At 63.3% G+C, this 18,283-nt stretch carries 18 protein-coding genes and 1 pseudogene; 8 read left to right on the top strand and 11 right to left on the bottom strand.

Going from position 1 to position 18,283, the window contains the following annotated elements:
* Positions 1-64: 64 nt before the first annotated feature.
* From CQW49_RS05495 to CQW49_RS05485, 3 genes are read right to left on the bottom strand one after another with little or no spacing between them, the layout of a single operon-like run.
* Complete coding sequence (locus tag CQW49_RS05495) at positions 65-277, bottom strand: hypothetical protein (protein WP_003608783.1); 213 nt, start codon at positions 275-277, stop codon at positions 65-67.
* The gene (locus CQW49_RS05490) at positions 274-537 is read right to left on the bottom strand and encodes a hypothetical protein (protein ID WP_003608785.1); all 264 of its coding nucleotides are present in this window, start codon (positions 535-537) and stop codon (positions 274-276) included. The genes CQW49_RS05495 and CQW49_RS05490 overlap by 4 nt, the downstream gene beginning before the upstream one ends.
* Positions 534-836 (bottom strand): hypothetical protein, encoded by a 303-nt coding sequence (locus CQW49_RS05485; RefSeq protein WP_155931313.1) that lies wholly within the window; start codon positions 834-836, stop codon positions 534-536. Before CQW49_RS05485 ends, CQW49_RS05490 begins: the two co-directional genes overlap by 4 nt.
* A gap of 223 nt (positions 837-1,059) precedes the next feature.
* Here CQW49_RS05485 and CQW49_RS05480 point away from each other — a divergent pair, with 223 nt between their 5' ends.
* Positions 1,060-1,287, top strand: coding sequence for a helix-turn-helix domain-containing protein (locus CQW49_RS05480; RefSeq protein WP_003608789.1), 228 nt, complete (start codon positions 1,060-1,062; stop codon positions 1,285-1,287).
* 66 nt (positions 1,288-1,353) lie between these two features.
* Positions 1,354-1,794: a type II toxin-antitoxin system PemK/MazF family toxin gene (locus tag CQW49_RS05475; protein ID WP_081735753.1), complete on the top strand. Its 441-nt coding sequence runs from the start codon at positions 1,354-1,356 to the stop codon at positions 1,792-1,794.
* Positions 1,795-1,936: 142 nt separating this feature from the next.
* Here the strand turns inward: CQW49_RS05475 and CQW49_RS05470 are convergent, their stop codons facing one another.
* The 3 genes and pseudogenes from CQW49_RS05470 to CQW49_RS05460 form a co-directional block, all read right to left on the bottom strand.
* Positions 1,937-2,257: a HigA family addiction module antitoxin gene (locus tag CQW49_RS05470; RefSeq protein WP_003608791.1), complete on the bottom strand. Its 321-nt coding sequence runs from the start codon at positions 2,255-2,257 to the stop codon at positions 1,937-1,939.
* Positions 2,258-2,271: 14 nt separating this feature from the next.
* Positions 2,272-2,552: pseudogene (locus CQW49_RS05465) on the bottom strand (type II toxin-antitoxin system RelE/ParE family toxin).
* 232 nt (positions 2,553-2,784) lie between these two features.
* The gene (locus CQW49_RS05460; protein WP_003608796.1) at positions 2,785-4,059 is read right to left on the bottom strand and encodes a tyrosine-type recombinase/integrase; all 1,275 of its coding nucleotides are present in this window, start codon (positions 4,057-4,059) and stop codon (positions 2,785-2,787) included.
* Between the two features lie 515 nt (positions 4,060-4,574).
* Here CQW49_RS05460 and CQW49_RS25435 point away from each other — a divergent pair.
* Positions 4,575-4,715, top strand: coding sequence for a hypothetical protein (locus tag CQW49_RS25435; protein ID WP_244441336.1), 141 nt, complete (start codon positions 4,575-4,577; stop codon positions 4,713-4,715).
* Positions 4,716-4,744: 29 nt separating this feature from the next.
* On the opposite strand, the gene CQW49_RS05450 is transcribed toward CQW49_RS25435, so the two are convergent.
* The 4 genes from CQW49_RS05450 to CQW49_RS05435 all read right to left on the bottom strand — a co-directional run bounded on the left by CQW49_RS05450 (position 4,745) and on the right by CQW49_RS05435 (position 7,629).
* A complete protein-coding gene (locus CQW49_RS05450) occupies positions 4,745-5,062 on the bottom strand; it encodes a YhjD/YihY/BrkB family envelope integrity protein (RefSeq protein ID WP_003608798.1) in 318 nt (105 codons plus the stop codon).
* A 178-nt stretch (positions 5,063-5,240) separates the two neighbouring features.
* The gene (locus tag CQW49_RS05445) at positions 5,241-5,789 is read right to left on the bottom strand and encodes a hypothetical protein (protein WP_003608800.1); all 549 of its coding nucleotides are present in this window, start codon (positions 5,787-5,789) and stop codon (positions 5,241-5,243) included.
* Positions 5,790-5,923: 134 nt separating this feature from the next.
* Complete coding sequence (modA, locus tag CQW49_RS05440) at positions 5,924-6,757, bottom strand: molybdate ABC transporter substrate-binding protein (RefSeq protein WP_003608802.1); 834 nt, start codon at positions 6,755-6,757, stop codon at positions 5,924-5,926.
* A gap of 56 nt (positions 6,758-6,813) precedes the next feature.
* Positions 6,814-7,629, bottom strand: coding sequence for a molybdate ABC transporter substrate-binding protein (locus tag CQW49_RS05435; protein WP_157926065.1), 816 nt, complete (start codon positions 7,627-7,629; stop codon positions 6,814-6,816).
* Positions 7,630-8,171: 542 nt separating this feature from the next.
* Here CQW49_RS05435 and CQW49_RS05430 point away from each other — a divergent pair.
* Genes CQW49_RS05430 through CQW49_RS05410 form a run of 5 tightly spaced genes read left to right on the top strand, consistent with a single transcriptional unit; the run spans position 8,172 to position 14,613 of the window.
* Positions 8,172-11,279 (top strand): two-partner secretion domain-containing protein, encoded by a 3,108-nt coding sequence (locus CQW49_RS05430; protein ID WP_003608807.1) that lies wholly within the window; start codon positions 8,172-8,174, stop codon positions 11,277-11,279.
* A gap of 30 nt (positions 11,280-11,309) precedes the next feature.
* Positions 11,310-13,043 carry a ShlB/FhaC/HecB family hemolysin secretion/activation protein gene (locus CQW49_RS05425; protein WP_003608809.1) on the top strand — a complete coding sequence of 578 codons (1,734 nt, stop codon included), beginning with the start codon at positions 11,310-11,312 and terminating at the stop codon, positions 13,041-13,043.
* A 26-nt stretch (positions 13,044-13,069) separates the two neighbouring features.
* Entirely contained in the window at positions 13,070-13,498 is a 429-nt protein-coding gene (exbB, locus tag CQW49_RS05420) for a TonB-system energizer ExbB (RefSeq protein ID WP_003608811.1), read from the top strand.
* Positions 13,491-13,874 (top strand): ExbD/TolR family protein, encoded by a 384-nt coding sequence (locus CQW49_RS05415; RefSeq protein ID WP_003608813.1) that lies wholly within the window; start codon positions 13,491-13,493, stop codon positions 13,872-13,874. Before exbB ends, CQW49_RS05415 begins: the two co-directional genes overlap by 8 nt.
* Before the next feature lie 16 nt (positions 13,875-13,890).
* Entirely contained in the window at positions 13,891-14,613 is a 723-nt protein-coding gene (locus CQW49_RS05410) for an energy transducer TonB (protein WP_003608815.1), read from the top strand.
* Positions 14,614-14,780: 167 nt separating this feature from the next.
* Here CQW49_RS05410 and CQW49_RS05405 read toward each other — a convergent pair whose 3' ends face one another.
* The gene (locus tag CQW49_RS05405; protein ID WP_162150818.1) at positions 14,781-18,074 is read right to left on the bottom strand and encodes an alginate export family protein; all 3,294 of its coding nucleotides are present in this window, start codon (positions 18,072-18,074) and stop codon (positions 14,781-14,783) included.
* Positions 18,075-18,283: the final 209 nt, after the last annotated feature.

Raw genomic sequence — 18,283 nt, 5'->3', positions numbered from 1 at the left:
GCGATGGAAGCGAAGGCCCACGAGGTCCGAAGAGCCAGACGGCCGAAAAAAATACGGGCGGCGTTCATTGCAGCACCATTTTCTTCGGCTCGAAAGAGACGGCTTCGTCCGGCTCTTGATCGAGCCGGGCAAACAGGCGCGGATTGCGGCGGCGCACCTCCTCGAGGAGGTGGTTCGCGCCAGGATCGCCGGTCGCCGCTTTCGCAATGAGGAAGCGCGCCAGAGCCTCGGGGGTTAAGGAGGGGCGCTTTTCCTTGGGCGGGTCGATCAGGCTCATTTCCGCGCCTCCGTGATCGCATAGAACTTATCCTGCAATTCCTTCGCGAGCTTTTCGACTTGATAGATAGAAAACGTCATGAGGTTGGCTTCGCGGGCTGTCACCATGACCATAGGCTGATCGCCGTGCATAAACCGCCTATGCGTTCCGTTGAGTTTGTCTTCAACGAAGCTGCTAACTATGTCCGTTATGTTGCGCAAGTCGCAAATCTCGGATTCGATGTCTTCGTATTTCTCGACGATTTTCTTCGTGTCAGTCATGACCGCGCCCCTTCGATATCCTCGGCCACGGGAGCCGGAGCGGCTTTGTCGGCCTCTGCCGCCGCCTTCGCCGCGCGTTCGGCTTCGAGCGCATTGTCGCGGTTGAAGGCATATTTTGCGGCGCAGGCATGATCCGCGACGGACGACGCAAGCTCGTAAAGTGCGGCTTTGTCCCTGCTGTCGATATCGTTGACGCCCTCGATGGCGAGCCACAGGGCACGCGACAGACTTGCGGCGCGATAGATGTGTTCTTCCAAGGTTGTGACGGCGAGATCGGAATGGAGATCGTCGCGGTTCACCAACCCTGCGGCGGTTTCAGCGAACGCCGCCGCCAGCTCGGCCTTGGAGAGCGTGTCCGCCCAACATTTATCTGTCATTCTATCATCCTCCTATCGGCAAGCCGGGAGCGTTCGCCGGGGCTGAGTTGTCCGGCGTGGTAATCAGCTTGCGAAATCGCTCTGACAATGCGATAACGCTACGGAAACGCGCTTTCGTCAAGCGAAATCGCAATAGGAATGTGAAATGCTACCGGTCCAGTGTAGGATGGCGCGAACTGCTCTAAGCCTGAGCGTCAAACAACTTGCTGATTTAGCTGACGTTTCGACGAATACCGTCTCGCGACTTGAAGCCGGCGAGGAACTGAAGCCCCGCACGGTCGCCGCCATCCGCGCCGCGCTCGAATCCGCAGGCGTGATCTTCGTGGCAGAGAACGGGGAAGGGCCAGGCGTGAGGCTGCGAAAGGGGCAGTAGGCATTTCAGCGGTTCTGCGCAAAAATACGCCAAAGCTCCGCATGAGGCTGGAAGGCGCTTAATCGAATGGCTCTAAAGTTCCCGCCCAAAATGGGTATGATAGTTATTTGCGATTATACGACAGGGTTTCGTGAGCCTGAGATGGTGAAGGAAAGGCTTGCCGTCGTAATTTCCCCGCGGCTTCCATACCGGGACAGACTTTGCACCGTTGTCCCGTTGAGCACGACACCGGCGCGCGCGGGCATTCACTACCAATGCCGAATTGAATTGCCGGTCGACGCTCCTCCTCCTTACGAAGGGCGCATAAAATGGGCAAAAGCGGATATGCTTGCTACGGTCTCATTTGACAGGCTCGGCCTGCCCTATACGGGTAGAGACAGAGCGACCGGCATGCGCAAATATCTTCAAATCACTGTTTCAAATGAAGATTTGCGCCGAGTTCACCGTGCCGTGCTCTTTGCGATCGGACTTGATTCATTGACAAAAGGCATGTCTGAGCCTAGATAAACGACGATTGCGCTCGCGGGAACGTGGTGCGCCTCAAGTCCGCCTTCGGGCGGCGGGTCCTCATTGACGATAACAAGTCCGCAGGACCGACAACCCCGCCTTCCGAGGCGGGGTTTTCTTTTTCCGATAGCGCGTCCAGCCCTCACGCCGCCGTCGCCTCGAATCGTGCGATCTTCGCCAGCTCGGCGCCGGCGGCGCGCTCCACCGTCGCCAGCTCATAGCGGGTCTGTAGGTTCATCCAGAATTCCGCGGTCGTGCCGAAGAAGCGGGCGAGCCGAGCCGCCGTGTCGCCGGTGATCCCGATCTCTTCGGCGGCGATGCGCTCGATTCGCGTCCGAGGCACGCCGCAAGCCTTGGCGACGCGCCCGGCCGAGAGGCCGAGGGGGTCGAGGAATTCCTCTCGTAGCACTTCGCCGGGGTGCATCGGCGGAAGCGTCTCGACGATTTCCATCTCGCTCGCCATGGTTCTACTCCTACTCAGTGATAGTCGACGAACTCGACCTGTTCGGCGCCTGCGTCGGTCCAGACGAAGCAGATGCGCCAGCGGTCGTTTACACGGATCGAATGTTGCCCGGCCCGATCGCCGAACAGCGCCTCGAGCCGGCTGCCCGGCGGAATGCGCAGGTCGTCGAGCCGAGCCGCGGCATTGAGCATTTCCAGCTTGCGCCGCGCCACCTTGAACACGTCCGCGGGATAGCCTTTCGGAGCCGCCCGCGGAAAAGAGCCTCAGTCGCCGGGTCCCGGAATGATCGGATCATAAGCAGCCTTGTTACTGGCCTCTATGTATCGCTCAATGATACGGAGGGCAAGGCGTTTGTATCGCTTGCCGATACGCTTGGCGAGGTTTCGTCAGTTTCTTCAGTTCCCCAAACGGGCGCTTTCTCGGAAATTTTTGCCGCGCCGGGTAGCGAGAGTAGCAGGGGTAGCGGCCTCGACCTCGAAATTAGCGGCTTTAGCAACTTTAGCGGCTACGGACTGCCAAATCCGATTTCACGCCTCGTCCTTTTTCCCGCGCGGCAGCTCGACCACCTGCGCCTCTATCCCGTTCATGCGCCTCTCGATTAGCTTCGCCACCTTGTCCGCGGCCTCTACCAGCGCGGCGTCCGGCCGGCGGATGTAATGCCGAGCGGTGACGCCCCGGCTTGCATGTCCAATGATCGACCCGGCGGTCGCCTCGCTGTAGCCGAGTTCGTCGGCCGTGGTGGAGAAGGTCCGGCGGCAATCATGGCTTCTCGCGTCGTCGACCCCGGCGGCGTCGAACAGCTCGGCGATTCGCTTTTTGAGGTCCGCGGGGCGCTTGCCGCTGCGATTCGGGAATACGAATTCGTTTTCATCGCGGGGCAGGGCGGAGAGAATGGCGACCACCGGCGAGCCAATTGGACGCATAGACCGGCCGGTTTTCGTCTGCTCGAGGCGAAGGCAAGAGCCGGCTGCATCGAACTCGCTCCAGCGCAACCCGACAATCTCCTCGCGGCGCGCGCCGGTCAGCAAGATCAGCCGGACGGCCGCGACCGCGAAAGGAAGAGCCTCCTCCTTCTCCTTCAGCACGGCGCCGAGGCGGGCGAGTTCCGCCGGAGAGAGAATGCGATCCTTGGGGTCGCCTTTCTGCGTCTCGACGCCATGCGTCGGGCTTCGTCCGACGACATGACCGCGACGTTCCGCCCAGGTCCATATCCCGCCGAACAGCTCGACCACGCGGCGGGCGGTTCCGGCGCCGCCGGTCACCACGGCCTTACCGCGCAACTTCGTCTTGAAGGTGCCGGCCGTCTTTCCGGCCGCGATGTCGTCGGTCATCCGCTGGACATCCGCCCGCGTTAGCCGATCGGCCTTCTTTGATCCGATCAGCGGGACGATATGCCGGCCGATCCGGCCGCGGTCGACAGCGAGCGTCGAGGCCCGTTTCGGCTTGTGGAACCGCGTCGTCACCAGACCCTTGTCCGCCGCCTCGAGATAGAGGTCGCACAAATCGGACACGGTGAGCGCCGCCCGTCGAGACGATCGCTCTGTCAGAGGATCGGCGCCCTTCACCACTCCGCCGAGCGCCGCCATCGCCAGCTTGCGCGCTTCTTCGCACGTGATGACGCTATGCCGGCCGAGCGTCATTCTTTTGCGGGAGCCGTCCGCGTTCCGATAGTCCGCGAAATAGGTGCGCTTGCCGGTCGGAAGAATGTAGACGCCGAAGCCCTTCAGCTCGGAACACCAGATGGTGAACTGCTTCGGCCGAGGCTCGGCGGTTTCGACGACAGACTTCGTCAATTTCGGCATTGGGGCGACCCTTACGGTGAGCATTTAACTCACCATAAACTCACCACGAGATCGGAAACAGGGGAAGAGGCGAGCACAGCCGAGAAAAAGAACGAAAAGGGAAATGGGCAGCTAAACAGTTAATTATCGTAGCCGAGAATATGCTGGAAAAGGTGAGAAAACGGCGCAGCGCCGCGTTGACATCGTAGGGGTCACAGGTTCAATCCCTGTCGCGCCCACCATCAAATCAAAGACTTTCAGCAACTCCCCGCAAAGCCTCCAAGCAACTCACCGATGTGGTGAAGGCTGCGATCTGCCTCATGCCGAGCGATCTTCGCCAGCTGGCGCCGCGATGCGCTGGGCGCGACGGCGCAGTCGGGTCTATTCCTCCTGGAAGCTCGGGAAAGGACCGGGAACGAGCGCCGCCGTCGCGTTCGACACGCTGAAATTCTCCTCGAGCTGGGAGCTGGCGGCTTCACTCAGGCGCAGGCGACGGCCGCCGCCGAGGCTTTCGCCGAAGCGAGACGAAATCCGATTTGCGTGATGTCGAGGTCAGGCTCGAGGCGAAGATCCAGACGACGGCCGCGAACCTCAAAGTCGATAGTCTGCGCTGGCTGGTGGTGACGCGGGTTGCGCTCGGCGGGCTCATCTTCGCGGCGCCCAAATTCGCGAAATGACGCCATGTCGCGCGGCGACGGGCAAAAGTTCAGAGCCGCTTTCGGCTATCGTCGCGCGCGCCCGCACGCCGGCGTTCCATTTCCACATCGAGCTCGGCGCCGACGAGCAGCACGATCGTCGAGACCCACATCCACAGCATCAGGGCGATGACCGCGCCGAGCGCCCCATAGGTTTCGTTGAAAAAGATCGCGAGCAGCGCGTAGAAGCTGACGCCCGCCGCGATCGCGGCGGTGCGATGCTCCAGAAGCTTGCAGTGGTTCCGGCCGAGACTCTCGCGCCAGCCGGTCGCGGGATGATCGAAGCTCAAGACCTCCGCGCGCTCCGTCGAAGCCTGCTCTCCGGTCATTGTCGCGCTCCCGCAGGGCGCCCCTCGGAGAAACGATGGGGGAGGGCGTCCGTTCCGGCCGCCTCGCGTCCTCCTGTCCGGGGCGGGTGGCGCGCCCAATTCCTCTCGGACAGGAGGACGGTGGCCGCGAGCGGCGGCCTCTGCGGTTCCGCGAGAGACGATCGCGTCGCGGATCGAATTATTGATAGATGTGATATTGGATCGAGAAATTGCCGAGCTGCGCGCCCGTATCCGTATAGATGAAGGTGCGCAATGTGTGATCGCCCTCGGAGACCGCGCTCTGCTGCTGGCTGAATGCGGCGGATTGGAAATAGGACGGATTGACCAAGCCGAGGAACGGACAGCTCGGGCGATCCATGAACACGCCGTCGACCTGCGTGCAGATGGCCCAGCGATTGGAGCCGCCCGCGCCGCCGGTCACTTGCGCCGCCTGATCGGCCTCGATGCGGCAGACGCCCTTACCCTTCGGGCAGGTCAGCGTCTTGGCGCTGTCCATGGGTTGGAAGCCGGCGCCGACGGTGACCAGCTTGGAGCTCACGGAATAGGATGTCGTGACCAGCGCCGGCACGATCGGCGAGCCGGCGAGCGTCTGAATCGTCGATGATTCCTTCACCGGCATGGGCGCTGGAGACGTCGCCTTGGTGGATGTCGCGCTGTAACCGACGGTCGACGCGAGGCCGATCACGGCCGCGGCCGCCATGGCGAGCGCAAATCGAACAGTGTTCATTTCATTCCCCTATGCTCTTTGACGCGAGACAGGGCGCGCGCAAACGATGCGAGCGGGCGCCCGGGATCGGCTCTTGACTTTGCAAAAACGGCGATGCGCGGCCCCGGCGATGCGTGGACGGGGCCGCGAAACGATCACGTCAGCGAGTAGCAGTACGACGTGACGATGCTCTGGCCGACTGAATTGGTGCGCATGAACCGCACGAAATCACGCATGAGATTGCTCTGCGCGGTCGTGCGCGAGTGGTTGATGAGCATGATCGCGTATTGCTCGATGCGGCTGTGCTTGGGCGCCACATTGTAGGCGTAGGTGTGGTGATAGCCCGAGCTGAAGCGCTTGACGCCGCTGACCACGCGACAGATCGAGGACTGCGCGATGAAGCCCATCGGATAGGTCCCGTTCTTCACCGCGGTGTAGGTCGTGCTGATGTTGTTCTTCACGAACACATGCGCGGTTCCGACGGGCGGATAGGGCGTCGACGGCCACGGAATCGACCACGGCTTGGCGCTCAGCACCTGCGCGGCGGCGGTTCCGTAGGGAGCGGCGGCGGGATTGGCGAGGACGACATCCTGCGTCAGCGTCGCAGGGAGACCGGCGCTGACATCCGTCTTCGGCGACCACAGCTCCAATTCACCGACGGCGTATTTGAACGGCAGGCCGGTGATCAGCGTGGGATAGGTGGTGTAGAGCTGCTGCGGCCGGGTCTTGTCCGCCGACAGGAACAGATCATATTTGCGCGTGCCATTGATGATCTGGGTCTGCAGCACGCTGGACGAGTCCGACGTGAAGGTGATGTTGGTTCCGGGATTGAGCACTTTGTAGGCGGCGATCAGCGCATTCATCGTCGCGGTGAAATTGGCCGCGACCGCGACATTGATGGTCGTCGTGGCGGCGTCCGCTCGCGAGGCCGCCAGCGACGCAACGGCGAGGGCGGACAGCGCCAGGCCTTTGAGCTTGACAGAGGACATATTGACGTTCCCTTGAACTGATAGGTGGCGAAGAGCGCGGGTGCGCGTCGCGCCGCTCACGGAGCGCTCGGAAGCTTGAAGCAGTGCTGGGTGAAATTGATCGCGCCGTCGCCGGTCAGGTATTTGACGAACGCCGTCAGCTCGGCCTCGTCCTCCGCCGCGCGATCATTCTTGATCTTCACGCCGGCCAGAACGATGTCGATCGGCGTCGCGCTGTCTTTGAGATCATATGCATGAAAGAAGCTGCCGGGCTCGAACTCCTCGGTCCCGGTGACGGCGGTGCAGATCTGCGACTTGCCGGTGAAGCCGTAGGGCGAATCGACGAATTCGACCGCGGCGTAGGAGGAGGCCACGTCGTCGACCTTGAGCACCAGTCCACGCGCTTCGGCGTAGCGATAGGTGTCCTTGAGGACCTGCACCGCGGCGACGCCATAGGGATCGCCGTTCGCGGGATCGGGCATCGCGAAACGCTGCAGGCCGCGTGCGGGAAGGCCAGCGCTGATGTCGACATTCTTGCCGGCGCTCGAATAGAGCACCAGAGTGTCCTTCGCATAAGGAAACACATTGCCCGAGACGAGGTTCGGATATTTGCCGGCGAGCTCGAGAGGCGCGACATAGGACTGCGCCAGGAAGAGATCCGGCACGGGCGCCGCGCCTGCGATGATCGCAGTTTTCGTCTCATCGTCGGGAACGACATTGACGGACACCGAATATCCGGCGGTCGAAAACGCTGCGAGAAAATCGGAGACGATATCCGTCACCGCTCCCGCCGCCGTCGGCGCGACCGCGACAGTGATCGACGCCGCATGGGCGGGCGCGCCGCACAGCGCGAAGATCGCCGCCGCCGCCGCCAAAGGTTTGAGCTTGGACACTCGCATTCATCTCCCCTTCAATTACGCTCGATTCCCGCCCCGGCACGCGCGGGGCAAATCTAAAAATGCGACGAAGCCTCTTCGAGGCGTTCGCGCGCCGGATTGCGAATTGCCGCTGCAGTGGCGGCGCCTCGTGTGGGGGAGGAATGCCCGAGACTCGTCGTAGTCGACGACTGTCGTCGTCGACGGTGCGAATCTCTCGGATGAGCCCCCCTGTCGCGCGTCGAGCGCGGCCGCAGATGTGAAGCAGATCCGAAGACTGCGCTCGGAACGACTCATTTGCTGCGACGTGACACGCGCCAACGAACCGCGGCGCGGCTTCCCGACTGAAGCCGCGGATCGCTGTACAGTCACGCTATATAGCGATATAGATGTGGTCAAGTGGCAATTTCGTGCGGTTACTGCACGCGATTCCGGCAGGCGTCGCCGCTATTCCGGGCGATGGCGTATCTTTCCGCCGAATGAGAGCTCTGTTATATCAATTCAGAGCGGGCTTATATAGCGATCGTCGCAGGCGCTCGAGTGGTGGCGGAGTTCGGGGTGTGAAGCGATATATTCTCGTCTTTCGCCTGAAAGGTCGGCGCCTCGTCTCGACGTCGAATGCATGCGCCGCTCGCCTCGAAGGTCGGCTCGCCATTGGCGCGGCTCTCGGCTGTCTCCTCGCCGCTCCTTCGATCGCGTTCGCCGATCCCACCGGCGGGCATGTCGTCGCCGGCGACGCCGACATCGTCTCGGCGGGGAAGACGACGACCATCGACCAGCGCACGACGACGGCGATCATCGACTGGCAGAGATTTTCGATCGCAGTTGGCGAGACGGTGAACTTCCATCAGCCGACGTCGTTGTCGGCGACGCTCAACCGGGTCATCGGAAATGAGCGCAGCGTCATCGCCGGCGCCTTGAACGCCAATGGCAGAGTCTTCATCGTCAATTCGGCCGGAGTGCTCTTCACCAAGAGCGCGCAGGTCGATGTCGGGGGGCTGGTCGCGTCGACGCTTGACATTTCCAATCGCGATTTCAGCACGGGGAAATACGCCTTCTCGGGCGCTTCGACGGCGTCCGTCATCAATCGCGGAAACATTCGCGCGAGCTCGGGCGGCGTTGTCGCTCTGCTCGGCAAGACCGTCTCCAACGAGGGCGTCATCACCGCGACGCTCGGTTCCGTCGCGCTCGCCTCGGGGGAGAAGATCACGCTCAATTTCGACGGCGACGCGCTGCTCGACGTGACGGTCGACAAGGGCGCGCTCAATGCGCTCGTGCAGAACAAGGGCGCCATCAAGGCCGATGGCGGCCGTGTGGTGATGACGGCGCGCGCCGCCGACGCGCTGCTCTCCGCGCAAGTGAACAACACCGGCGTCATTCAGGCGCGCACCATGGCCGGGCTGACGGGCGGCGCGACCAAGGCCGGCGCGGTGAAGCTCACCGCCGTCGGCGGCTCCGTGCGCGTCGCCGGCCGCATCGACGCATCGGCTCCGCGCGGCGGCCGCGGCGGGACCATCGCGACCCGCGGCGACAAGGTGACGATCGCCAAGGACGCTGTCGTGACGACGAAAGCCGCTTCCGGCGCGCATGGCGATTGGACCATCGCCTCGCAGAGCGTCGTCATCGGCGAAGGCGGCGTCGTCGGCGGGGCGCAGCTCGGCCGTCTGCTGCAGTCGAGCAATATTTCCATCAGCTCCACAGGCGCGGGCCGCGAGGGCGATATCGACATCGAGAGCGCGGTGAGCTGGTCGGCGGACACGCGCCTCACGCTCGACGCCGGACGCAACATCAATATCGACGCCGATGTCGCTGCGAGCGGAGCCGGCGGCGGTCTCGCGATGAATTTCGCTGGCGATTACATCTTGGGCGCCGGCCGTTCCATCTCGCTCACCGGGGCGCAGGCGAGCCTCGCCATCAATGGTCAGAGCTATGCGATCATCGACACGCTCGCCGAGCTCGCGGCCCTCTCGGCCGATCCCGATTCTGACGCTGCAGGGTTCTATGCGCTCGGACGCGATATCGACGCCTCCGGCGTCGTATTCCATGGCCCGGTCATCGCTGCGCTGGACGGTGCGCTGGACGGCCTCGGCCACAAGATCGACCATCTCACCATATCGGACCCCGACGGCTTTCAGTCGGATGCGCTGATCGGGACTGCGGGCGCGTCGGCGACGATTCGCGATATCGGAGTCGTGAACGCCTCCATTTTCGCGGGCGATTATCTCGCAGGCGCCCAGCAGGGCTCGGCCGCAGCGCTCGTCTACGACAATTCCGGCGTGATCAGAAACGCTTATGTCGACGGCGGCGCCATCTATGGCGTCGCCAATGTCGGCGGCCTCGTCGTCACCAACAATGGAGCCATCGTCGATTCGTTCAGCAATATCGAAGTGCATGGACGCAGCGCCGTCGGCGGGCTCGTCGGCGTGAACGGACTCTTCGGCTCCATCTCCCGATCCTATGCGAAGGGTCCGATCTTCGCCGGCGCGCCGATGATCGTGAATGACGACCTCACGGTGTCGCTCGACGAGAGCCTCTATATCGGCGGCTTGGTCGGCCTCAATGGCGGGACGATCTCCGACTCTTACGCCGACGCATCGATCACGACGGTCAATAGCGCCAATGTCGGCGGATTGGTCGGCAACAACACGAATATCGGCTTCGGCCTGCCGGGCGGCGAGATCAGCAATTCCTATGCGACTGGATGGATCAATGCGACCTGGAACAGCCGGCTGACATTGGGCGACACGGGGATCGGCGGCCTCGTCGGCGTCAATGACGGCGGGACGATCAGCGATTCCTATTCGCGCCTCGACATCAGCCTCACCAATCAGGCCGGCCTGTTCACGCCCTCGGCCGGCTCCGGCGGCTTCTTCGTGCCGCTGACCGGCATAGGCGGTCTCGTCGGCGTCAACAACACCGCCAGCGACGGAACCGGCGGCGTGATCCAGCGCGCGCAATCCTTCACCAATATCTACAACGACGGCTGGGTCGACGCCGTCGGCGGCCTCGTCGGCAACGCCTATGGCGGCGTGATCACCGATTCCTTCGCGGCTGGAACGGTCACCGCCGGCATGTTCGTCTTCCCCGGCGGCGCGGGCGGGTTGATCGGCAATGTCTTCAATACGGACATCATCTCGGTCAGCGGCAACAGCTGGGACATCGGCGGAACAGGACAAAGCGCCGGCGCTGGCTTCGGCGGAAGCGGATTGAGCGGCGTCACCGGCGTCGGCTCGAAGGGCGCGTCGATCGACGTGGCCGCGGGCGTCTCGGGCGAGACGCGGCTCGCCGTGGCGCAGATCGGCACATCGATTGGAACGACCAACACGCAGAACGCCGCCTCGGCGCCGCCGAGCGCGGGACTCGCCGCTGCGGGCGCCGCTGCGACCGCCGCGCTCTCCGACGCGTCCTTCGCCGATCAGATGACCATAGTCGAGCCGCCCCCGGGGGCGCAGACCCCGAAGCCGTCGCGGAGCGCGTCGCTCGGCGCCGCGGGACGAGCGGGAGCGCAGTCCGAAACGTCGCATCGCGCCGCGCGACCGGCGGCGAAGGCGACGGCTCACAAGCCGAAGGACCCGGGCTATGGCGCGGCGATCCGCAGCATCGAGATCGACGGCCAGCGCTTCGATCTGCAAGAGAAGCCCGGCGGCCCAGGCAAGCCGAAGCCCTGAACATTCGCCAAGGAGCATAGGCGATCTGTCATGATGTCTCGTTATGTGCGCGCATGCGTTTTCGGTCCGACCGTCCTCGTCCCGCTGAGTTTCGCGCAGGCGCAGACGCCGACGCCCCCACCTTATAGTCTCGGCGACGCGGTTCGCTCCGCCGAGCAGGCGCGGCGCGAGGCGCCGCCCCCCGAGCAGCCCAATGTCGCCGTTCCGCAGAGCTCCGAGCCGCGCTTCACAATGCCCGAGGATCAGAAGCTGCTCGTGCGCCATATCAAGATCGACGGCCCCGATCTCGTCGGCGCCGACGAGATTCGCACGGCGCTGTCGTCTTATGAGAATCGCGAGCTGACGCTCGGCGAGATTTATGACGCCGCCGACAAGATCACCCATCTCTACCGAACAAAGGGCTATGTGGTCGCAAAGACCTATGTGCCCGAGCAGGACGCGCGCAAGGGCGAGCTCACTCTGAAAGTGATCGCGGGGAGCTACGGCGAGGTCACGATCGACAATAAATCGCTCGTGCGCAGCGATTATCAGCAGAATGTCATCGATCGCGCGCTGGCGGGCTCGCCCTATATCCGCAGGGAAGAGCTCGAGCGCGCCATGCTGCTCGACGCCGATCTCGCCGGCGCCGGCGCCCCGCGCATCGCGATCGCGCCGGGGCAGCGGCCGGAAACGTCCGATCTCATCTTCAGCCCGCCCGAGGCGCGGCGGATCGAGGGCTATGTGCTCGGCGATAATTTCGGCTCGCCCTATACGGGCCGCATTCGCACCAGCGGCTCCTTCACGCTGAATTCTCCAACAGGATATGGCGACCGCCTGACCGCTTTCGGAATCGTCTCGGAGACCGGCGGCCTGGTGAATGGCCGCCTCGCTTATGCGCCGCCTCCGACCTATGGCGGATTGCGCGGCGAGGTGAGCTTCTTCGAGACGACTTACAAGCTCGGCGGCGTTTATCGCGATTCGCGCGCGACCGGCGAGGCCAACGGATTTTCGATCAACATCGTCTATCCGTGGAAACGGATGCGCGAGGAGAGCATCTATCTGTTCTCGAACTTCACGCACAAATATCTCGACGACAGAGTGTTCGACATCTCGCTGGCGCGCCGCTACATCGAGGTCGGAACCATCGGCGTGACCCATGACATGCTCGGTTCGGTGTTCGACCTGCCCTTCGTCGCCGACACGAGCCTCTCGGCTTCGGGCGGCGTGCTGCGCTTTCCCGATTCCGCCGAGCGCATAGCCAACAAGGCCGGGATCGACACCGCCGGCGCCTATGGCAGGATCAATTTGAGCTTCAATTCGACGCTGGCGCTGACCTCGGATCTGTCGCTGTCCTTTCTTCTGCGTGCGCAAAAGGCCATCGGACGCAACCTCGATTCGAGCGAGAAGCTGGGGTTGACCGGCGTGTTCGGCGTGCGCTCTTTCAACGAAGGTCTCGCGGGCGACAGCGGCGTCGTCACCACGCCGGAGCTGCGCTACGCCTTGCCCACCGTCGACAATTATCGCCACTCCTTCGGCGTCTTTTCCGATTTCGGCGCCATATGGCTCGAGCATCCCGGCTACACATTCACGCAGCGCGCCTTCTCGCCATTGAGCGACATCGGCGCCGGATATTACGCGACCTATGATTTGACCGGTGTCGAATCTTCGCCGGCGCGCAGCCTGTTCTTCAAGGCCCAGGTCGCGCATTCGCTGGGCTGGCGCACGGTCGCGCCGAGCTACGACCAATATACGAAGGGGCTGGTGCAGCTCGGCGTCACTTATTGAATTCGAAACAGAAAGGAATCACGTCGATGAATATGGAATGGGCGTCCGGCCTGATCGATTTCGGCATTCTCGGACTACTTCTCGCACTCAGCGTCGTCGTTGTCGCCATTGTGCTAGAGCGACTCTTCTTCTTTCGATCCATTCGTCTCGACGGCTTCGAAAATGCAAAAATGCTGGAGCTGGCGTTGACGAAGCGGATTTTCATTGTCGCGCTGGTGGCCGCCAATGCTCCCTATATCGGACTGCTCGGCACCGTCCTCGGCATCATGCTGACCTTCTACACGATGGGAGTCGACGGAACGGCGGATGCGAGCCGGATCATGAGCAGCCTCGGACTCGCCTTGAAGGCGACCGCCGCCGGCCTCGTCGTCGCGCTTGTCTCGGTGACCGCCTACAACACGCTTCAGCGTCACATCAAGGTGCTGACCCTGCGCTGGGAGATCGATAATGGATGACAAATCCTTCGAGTCGATCAACGTCGTCCCGCTCGTCGACATCATGCTGGTGCTGCTGACGATCGTGCTGACAACGGCGAGCTTCATCTCCTCCGGGCGCATTCCCGTGTCGCTGCCGCAGGTGACCAAGGCCGATATCGAGAAGCGCAAGGACACGATCATCGAGATTTCGGGCGAAGGGCAAATCTTTCTCGAGGGCAAGGCCGTGTCGAAGGACGCGCTCGAGCAGCAGCTCTCGGCCACGACGGCGCAGAATGGCGTCCTGATCCGCGCCGATCGCTCCATCCGCTTTCAGAGCTTCGTCGATGTGGCCGATGTTCTCAAGCGATTGAAGATCACCAAGGTCGCCGTGCAGACCGAAAGCGCGCGGAAATAGGCGTCCGCGCGGGCTCATGATGCGAAAGTCGAATTTCACGCTCGTTCACGGGCTGCTCGTTTCCTGCGCCCTGCACGCGGGCGCGGCGCTGCTCCTCCTCCTGGCGCTCGAAGGCGCCGGGCCTCCCATCGACGAGACGCTCGTGGTCGAATTTCAGGGCGCCGACTCCGATGTGCAGGCGGAAGAGCAGAACCAGCAGCAGAACAATGGCGGCGACGGCGCCGATGAAGACCAGAATCGCCGTCGCGCCGAGGCTGTCGAGGAGCAGGAGACCGCTGAGCCGCAGCACGAGACCGCCGACGCGCTGCCCGCGCCGAGCAAGCAGAAGGAGGCGGGCGGCGCGAGCTCGAGCGCGCCGGCGGGAGCGCCCGGATCGGCTCGAATCCAGGGCGGCGAGCAGCAGCAGAGCGCGCAGACGATCGAGCGCAGCGCCGAGCGGCAGATGGACGAGCTGCGCAGCTATGTGCGCGGGCTCTCCAAGAAGATTCAGTCGAAGCTGGTCTATCCGAAGGAAGGGCGGCGCGCTGGAATGCAGGGGGTCGCGACCGTCTCCTTCAGGATCATGGCCGATGGAGCCATGCAGGCGCAAACGCTGAAGATCGTCGAGAGCAGCGGCAAGGCGGAGCTCGATGCGAGCGCGCTGAAAACCGTGCAGCTGTGCTCGCCTTTCGCGCCTCCGCCCAAGGAAATCTCGGTGACGATGGCGGTCACCTATGCGCGCAAGCGCGCGGCGCCGTGAAGCGAGCCTGAAGGATCGCTCCTAGTTTCGACTTGCATCCACGAGAAGCCGCAACGTTCGGGGCACCGTCATCTGCGAGGAGCGAAGCGCCGAAGCAAATCCAGGGGCCGCCCCATATGGCTCTAGATTGCTTCGCTGCGCTCGCAATGACCCCTGTTTTCGAACGTCTAGTTTTTGACCGGCCAATCGAAGTGGCGATTGACGCCGAACTGAAGCAGATGTCCGTCGAGCTGTGTCTCGCCGAGCGCGGCGAAACTGTAGAAGCCGGCGGGGTGGGCGACGTCGGTTCGCACGCGAATCTGGCCGAGGTCATAATGGAGATATTCGGCCTTGGCGGTCCAGTTCGGGGCGAGCGCCCATTCGACGCCGCCTCCCGCGGTCCAGCCGAGGCGCGTGTCCTGGTAGAGCGGATCGCCGACCGTCGTCGTGATGCCGCCGACGCGATCGGTCACCATCTCGGCGCTGGAGGTGAGGCCGGCGAAGGCCAGTCCGCCGGTGGCGTAGAGCTGCACATCCGGCGTCACGAGATAGCCGAGCCGCGGCCTTATCGTGCCGAGATAATTGAGCCGCACCGTGGTCTGCCCGAAGCTCAGAAACGTGTTGCCGATCGACGTGCTGGTCCCAAATTGCGAGCGCGAGCCGGAATTGCCGAAGGAGCCGCGAAGATCGGCCTCGAGGCCGGCGACGAAACGAGCGTTCAGCTTCTGGTTTCCGCCGATCTGAAAGCCGCCGACGAAGCCGGCGAGACCCACATCGCCGGACGGAATCGCCGAGGCGGCCGCCACCGGCGCGCTCGGCGCAGCGGAGGAGGTCGGCGCCGTTGCGACCGATGTGCGCGCATTCGCAAAGGCGCCGCCGAGATTGACGCCGACATAGATGTCCTGCCAGCTCGGCGGCGGCGCCTTCGGCTGCTTGTCCGGCTCTCGCGCGAGACCCATCAGCTCCAGCGCGGGATTGCCGGTGATCGGCGTTCCATCGCCGAAGGCGTTGGTGCTCATCTCTAGATAGAAGAAGTCGGTCGGCCGCGCGGTCAGGCCGTTGGTGGTGCTGGTCTCTCCCGAGATGGTCAGAGGATAGAAGGGCTGCTGCTCGAAGGGCGGCGCGAAGCTGGTCGTGAAGCTGCCGGGCCAGAAGCGCGAATAGCTCGCCGAGAGATTGACGAAGCGCGACAGCTTGTAGCGCAGCCGCACATCGACCTCCGTGCCGACGAATGTGCCGCGATCGCCGAGGGATGCGGAGAGATTGGCGCGATCCCATGGCGAGACGGCGCTGGCGAGCCAGAAGGCGCCGAAAGCGGAATCGATCTGCAGATCCTTGGCCGGCGAGAATTCGAGGCGCACCTTCGGCGCGCGTATGTTGTTCCAGGCGAAATAGTCATTGCGCGAGAACGGCTGATTGAAGCCGTAGAAAATGTCGAAGGTCTGATTGGCGTTGTCGTAGAGATTCTTATTGCCGGTTCCATAGGCGTAATTGGCGCTGACGCGCGGCTTCCACGGGTGATCGGGAAATGTGTAGCCGACCTCGAACGCATAGGCGAGCGCGTCCTGCTGCACCGTCGTCTCGACGCCCGGGGTATGGAACTCGCCGACCTCGCCGAACTGCTTGTTCACATCCATGTCATAGTCGAAATCGCCGAGCACGCCATAGACGCGAAGGCCGGGCGCGAGCGTCTCGCGATGCACGCGGAGGGACGCCGTCGTGCTCGACGGATCGGCATATTGCTTGCGGCCGAGAAAATAGGGCTGCAAAATCGCATATTCCGACCAGCGGCGAATGCTGACGACCGTGCCATAGATCCAGTTCTGCCAGTCGGGACGGTCGAAATTATAAGGATCGCGATTGACGGGCCGCATCAGGAAGCTGTCGACGTCCCAGTCATTCTCCTGCTTGCCGATCTTGAGGCGGAAGCCGTCGAAGGAGTTCGTCGTGTTGCGAAATTCGTTCTCGGCGATGAGGCGCTTGTCGAGCAGCTCGAAATGAAAACGTCCGGCGCGCACGAACAACGGACGCGCATTGCCGCGATCGTCCGCGCCGAACATGTCCTTGAAATGCAGCTCGCCATAGCCGGTGATCAGATCGGCCGTGTCGATGTCGTTGCCTTGCAGCTGATACAGATTGTTCAAGACGCGCGAATCCTGGACCTCGAAGGCGAAGCGGAACGGGTCGAGAATGTCATGCACGCCCAAATAGAGGCGCGTGCGCGAGAGCCAGGGCGAGTTGGGCAGATAGCGGCGCTTCTGTGTCGGGGTGGCCGCCGCCCATAGATCGGTCCAGGGACGATAATCATTCTTGCGACTTTCGAAGCGCACGCGATTGTCGAAACCGATGTCGAGCCAGTCCAGGCCCTCGAATTCCTCGTAAATCTTCGAGAGATTGCGGACATAGGATGGAATATCCGGCGCCGGCTCGAGCCGATAGGCCCGCGTCGCCACATAATAGCTTGACTTCGCATTGGTCGGCGCATCGGCCGACGTCTTCGCGCCGCGCATGGGCGCGGCGAAGGGGCGCGCCTCGTCGGGCTTCAGAAAGCGCTGCGCCAGCGTGTCGAGCTGCTCGATCGGGCGCAGCAGCGACGAGGGGTCGCCGTCGAAATGATAATTGACGCCGGCGCGAAGAATATGTCCGTTTATCGGGGTTCGCGGCCGGCCGGCGAGATAGGCGTAAGGAATGACCGGGTCGGCGAGCGGATCGCCGACGGAAAGCGCCATTCCGCCCGCCATGCCATAGAGCGTGTGGCCGCCGATGGAGCCGAGGTCGTAATGGAGATATTCGGCCTTCAGCGACCATTTCGGATCGAACATCCATTCGACGCCGGCGCCCGCCGCCCAGCCGAGCCGCGTGCGGTCGGTCTGGCTCTCGCCATATCCTCCGAAGACGCCGGCGCCCGGCTGCGTGATCTGCGTCCGCGTCGCCGGGCCGCCATAAGCGGCGCCCGCCGTTCCATAGACGAGCAGAGAGGGCGTCGCCAGAACGCCCAGCCTGCCGCGCAATGTGCCGAGATAATCGAGCTGGTTGGCGGTGACGAACACCGTCGACGGCGAATAGGTGGTCGCTTCGCCGTGTCCGCCGACGCTTCCCTGAAAATCCGCTTCCACGCCGACGACATATCTTTCGCCGAAGGCCCAATCATAGCCGAGCTGCAAGCCGCCGATGAAGGCGCCGGAGGCGCTGCGCGCGATGCTGCGCGTGGCGTCGCGCGCGAAGTTGTCGGACGGCGGCACGCGGTCGGGCGGAACATAGAGGAGGGGCGGCTCCAGCGGCGTCACCGTTAATTGCGCCTTGGTGTCGCTCGACCAGCCATAGCCGCCGTTGAGCCCGGCGTGAAAGCCCGTCCACATCGGCGGCGACGCGGCGCCCGCCGATTTTGCCGCCGAGGGCTCGGCGGCGATCGCCGAGCCGGCGCCGAGCGGGCAAAAAAGCGAATACGCAGCGACAGACGCAACGATTCTTTTCAGTTCCACGCTACGCAGCTCCTGATAGTCTTTACACGCACGCGTCTCGTAATGATAATGCATAAGCCATAGCTGTGGATCAAGCGCTATTTAAGCTGTGCATTGAACGCTTTTGCGGCGCCGGCGGGCGCGACGACAGTCGTCGAATCGCCGCGCTCTTGCCTCGCTCCGGGCGCGACGCTTATCTATCGAGCCGCGAGACCTCGTTCCCGGTGACT

It is taken from the genome of Methylosinus trichosporium OB3b, from assembly GCF_002752655.1.
Classification (GTDB): domain Bacteria; phylum Pseudomonadota; class Alphaproteobacteria; order Rhizobiales; family Beijerinckiaceae; genus Methylosinus; species Methylosinus trichosporium.
The sequence above is the reverse complement of the archived record's forward strand: the minus strand, read 5'-3'. Positions and strand labels throughout refer to the sequence as shown.

What these genes read in the sequence shown, in the direction of transcription:
- CQW49_RS05495 (WP_003608783.1), bottom strand. Translation starts at nt 277, where the DNA reads ATGAGCCTGATCGACCCGCCCAAGGAAAAGCGCCCCTCCTTAACCCCC.
- CQW49_RS05490 (WP_003608785.1), bottom strand. Translation starts at nt 537, where the DNA reads ATGACTGACACGAAGAAAATCGTCGAGAAATACGAAGACATCGAATCC.
- CQW49_RS05480 (WP_003608789.1), top strand. Translation starts at nt 1,060, where the DNA reads ATGCTACCGGTCCAGTGTAGGATGGCGCGAACTGCTCTAAGCCTGAGC.
- CQW49_RS05475 (WP_081735753.1), top strand. Translation starts at nt 1,354, where the DNA reads ATGGCTCTAAAGTTCCCGCCCAAAATGGGTATGATAGTTATTTGCGAT.
- CQW49_RS05470 (WP_003608791.1), bottom strand. Translation starts at nt 2,257, where the DNA reads ATGGCGAGCGAGATGGAAATCGTCGAGACGCTTCCGCCGATGCACCCC.
- CQW49_RS05460 (WP_003608796.1), bottom strand. Translation starts at nt 4,059, where the DNA reads ATGCCGAAATTGACGAAGTCTGTCGTCGAAACCGCCGAGCCTCGGCCG.
- CQW49_RS05450 (WP_003608798.1), bottom strand. Translation starts at nt 5,062, where the DNA reads ATGACCGGAGAGCAGGCTTCGACGGAGCGCGCGGAGGTCTTGAGCTTC.
- CQW49_RS05445 (WP_003608800.1), bottom strand. Translation starts at nt 5,789, where the DNA reads ATGAACACTGTTCGATTTGCGCTCGCCATGGCGGCCGCGGCCGTGATC.
- modA (WP_003608802.1), bottom strand. Translation starts at nt 6,757, where the DNA reads ATGTCCTCTGTCAAGCTCAAAGGCCTGGCGCTGTCCGCCCTCGCCGTT.
- CQW49_RS05425 (WP_003608809.1), top strand. Translation starts at nt 11,310, where the DNA reads ATGATGTCTCGTTATGTGCGCGCATGCGTTTTCGGTCCGACCGTCCTC.
- exbB (WP_003608811.1), top strand. Translation starts at nt 13,070, where the DNA reads ATGAATATGGAATGGGCGTCCGGCCTGATCGATTTCGGCATTCTCGGA.
- CQW49_RS05415 (WP_003608813.1), top strand. Translation starts at nt 13,491, where the DNA reads ATGGATGACAAATCCTTCGAGTCGATCAACGTCGTCCCGCTCGTCGAC.
- CQW49_RS05410 (WP_003608815.1), top strand. Translation starts at nt 13,891, where the DNA reads ATGATGCGAAAGTCGAATTTCACGCTCGTTCACGGGCTGCTCGTTTCC.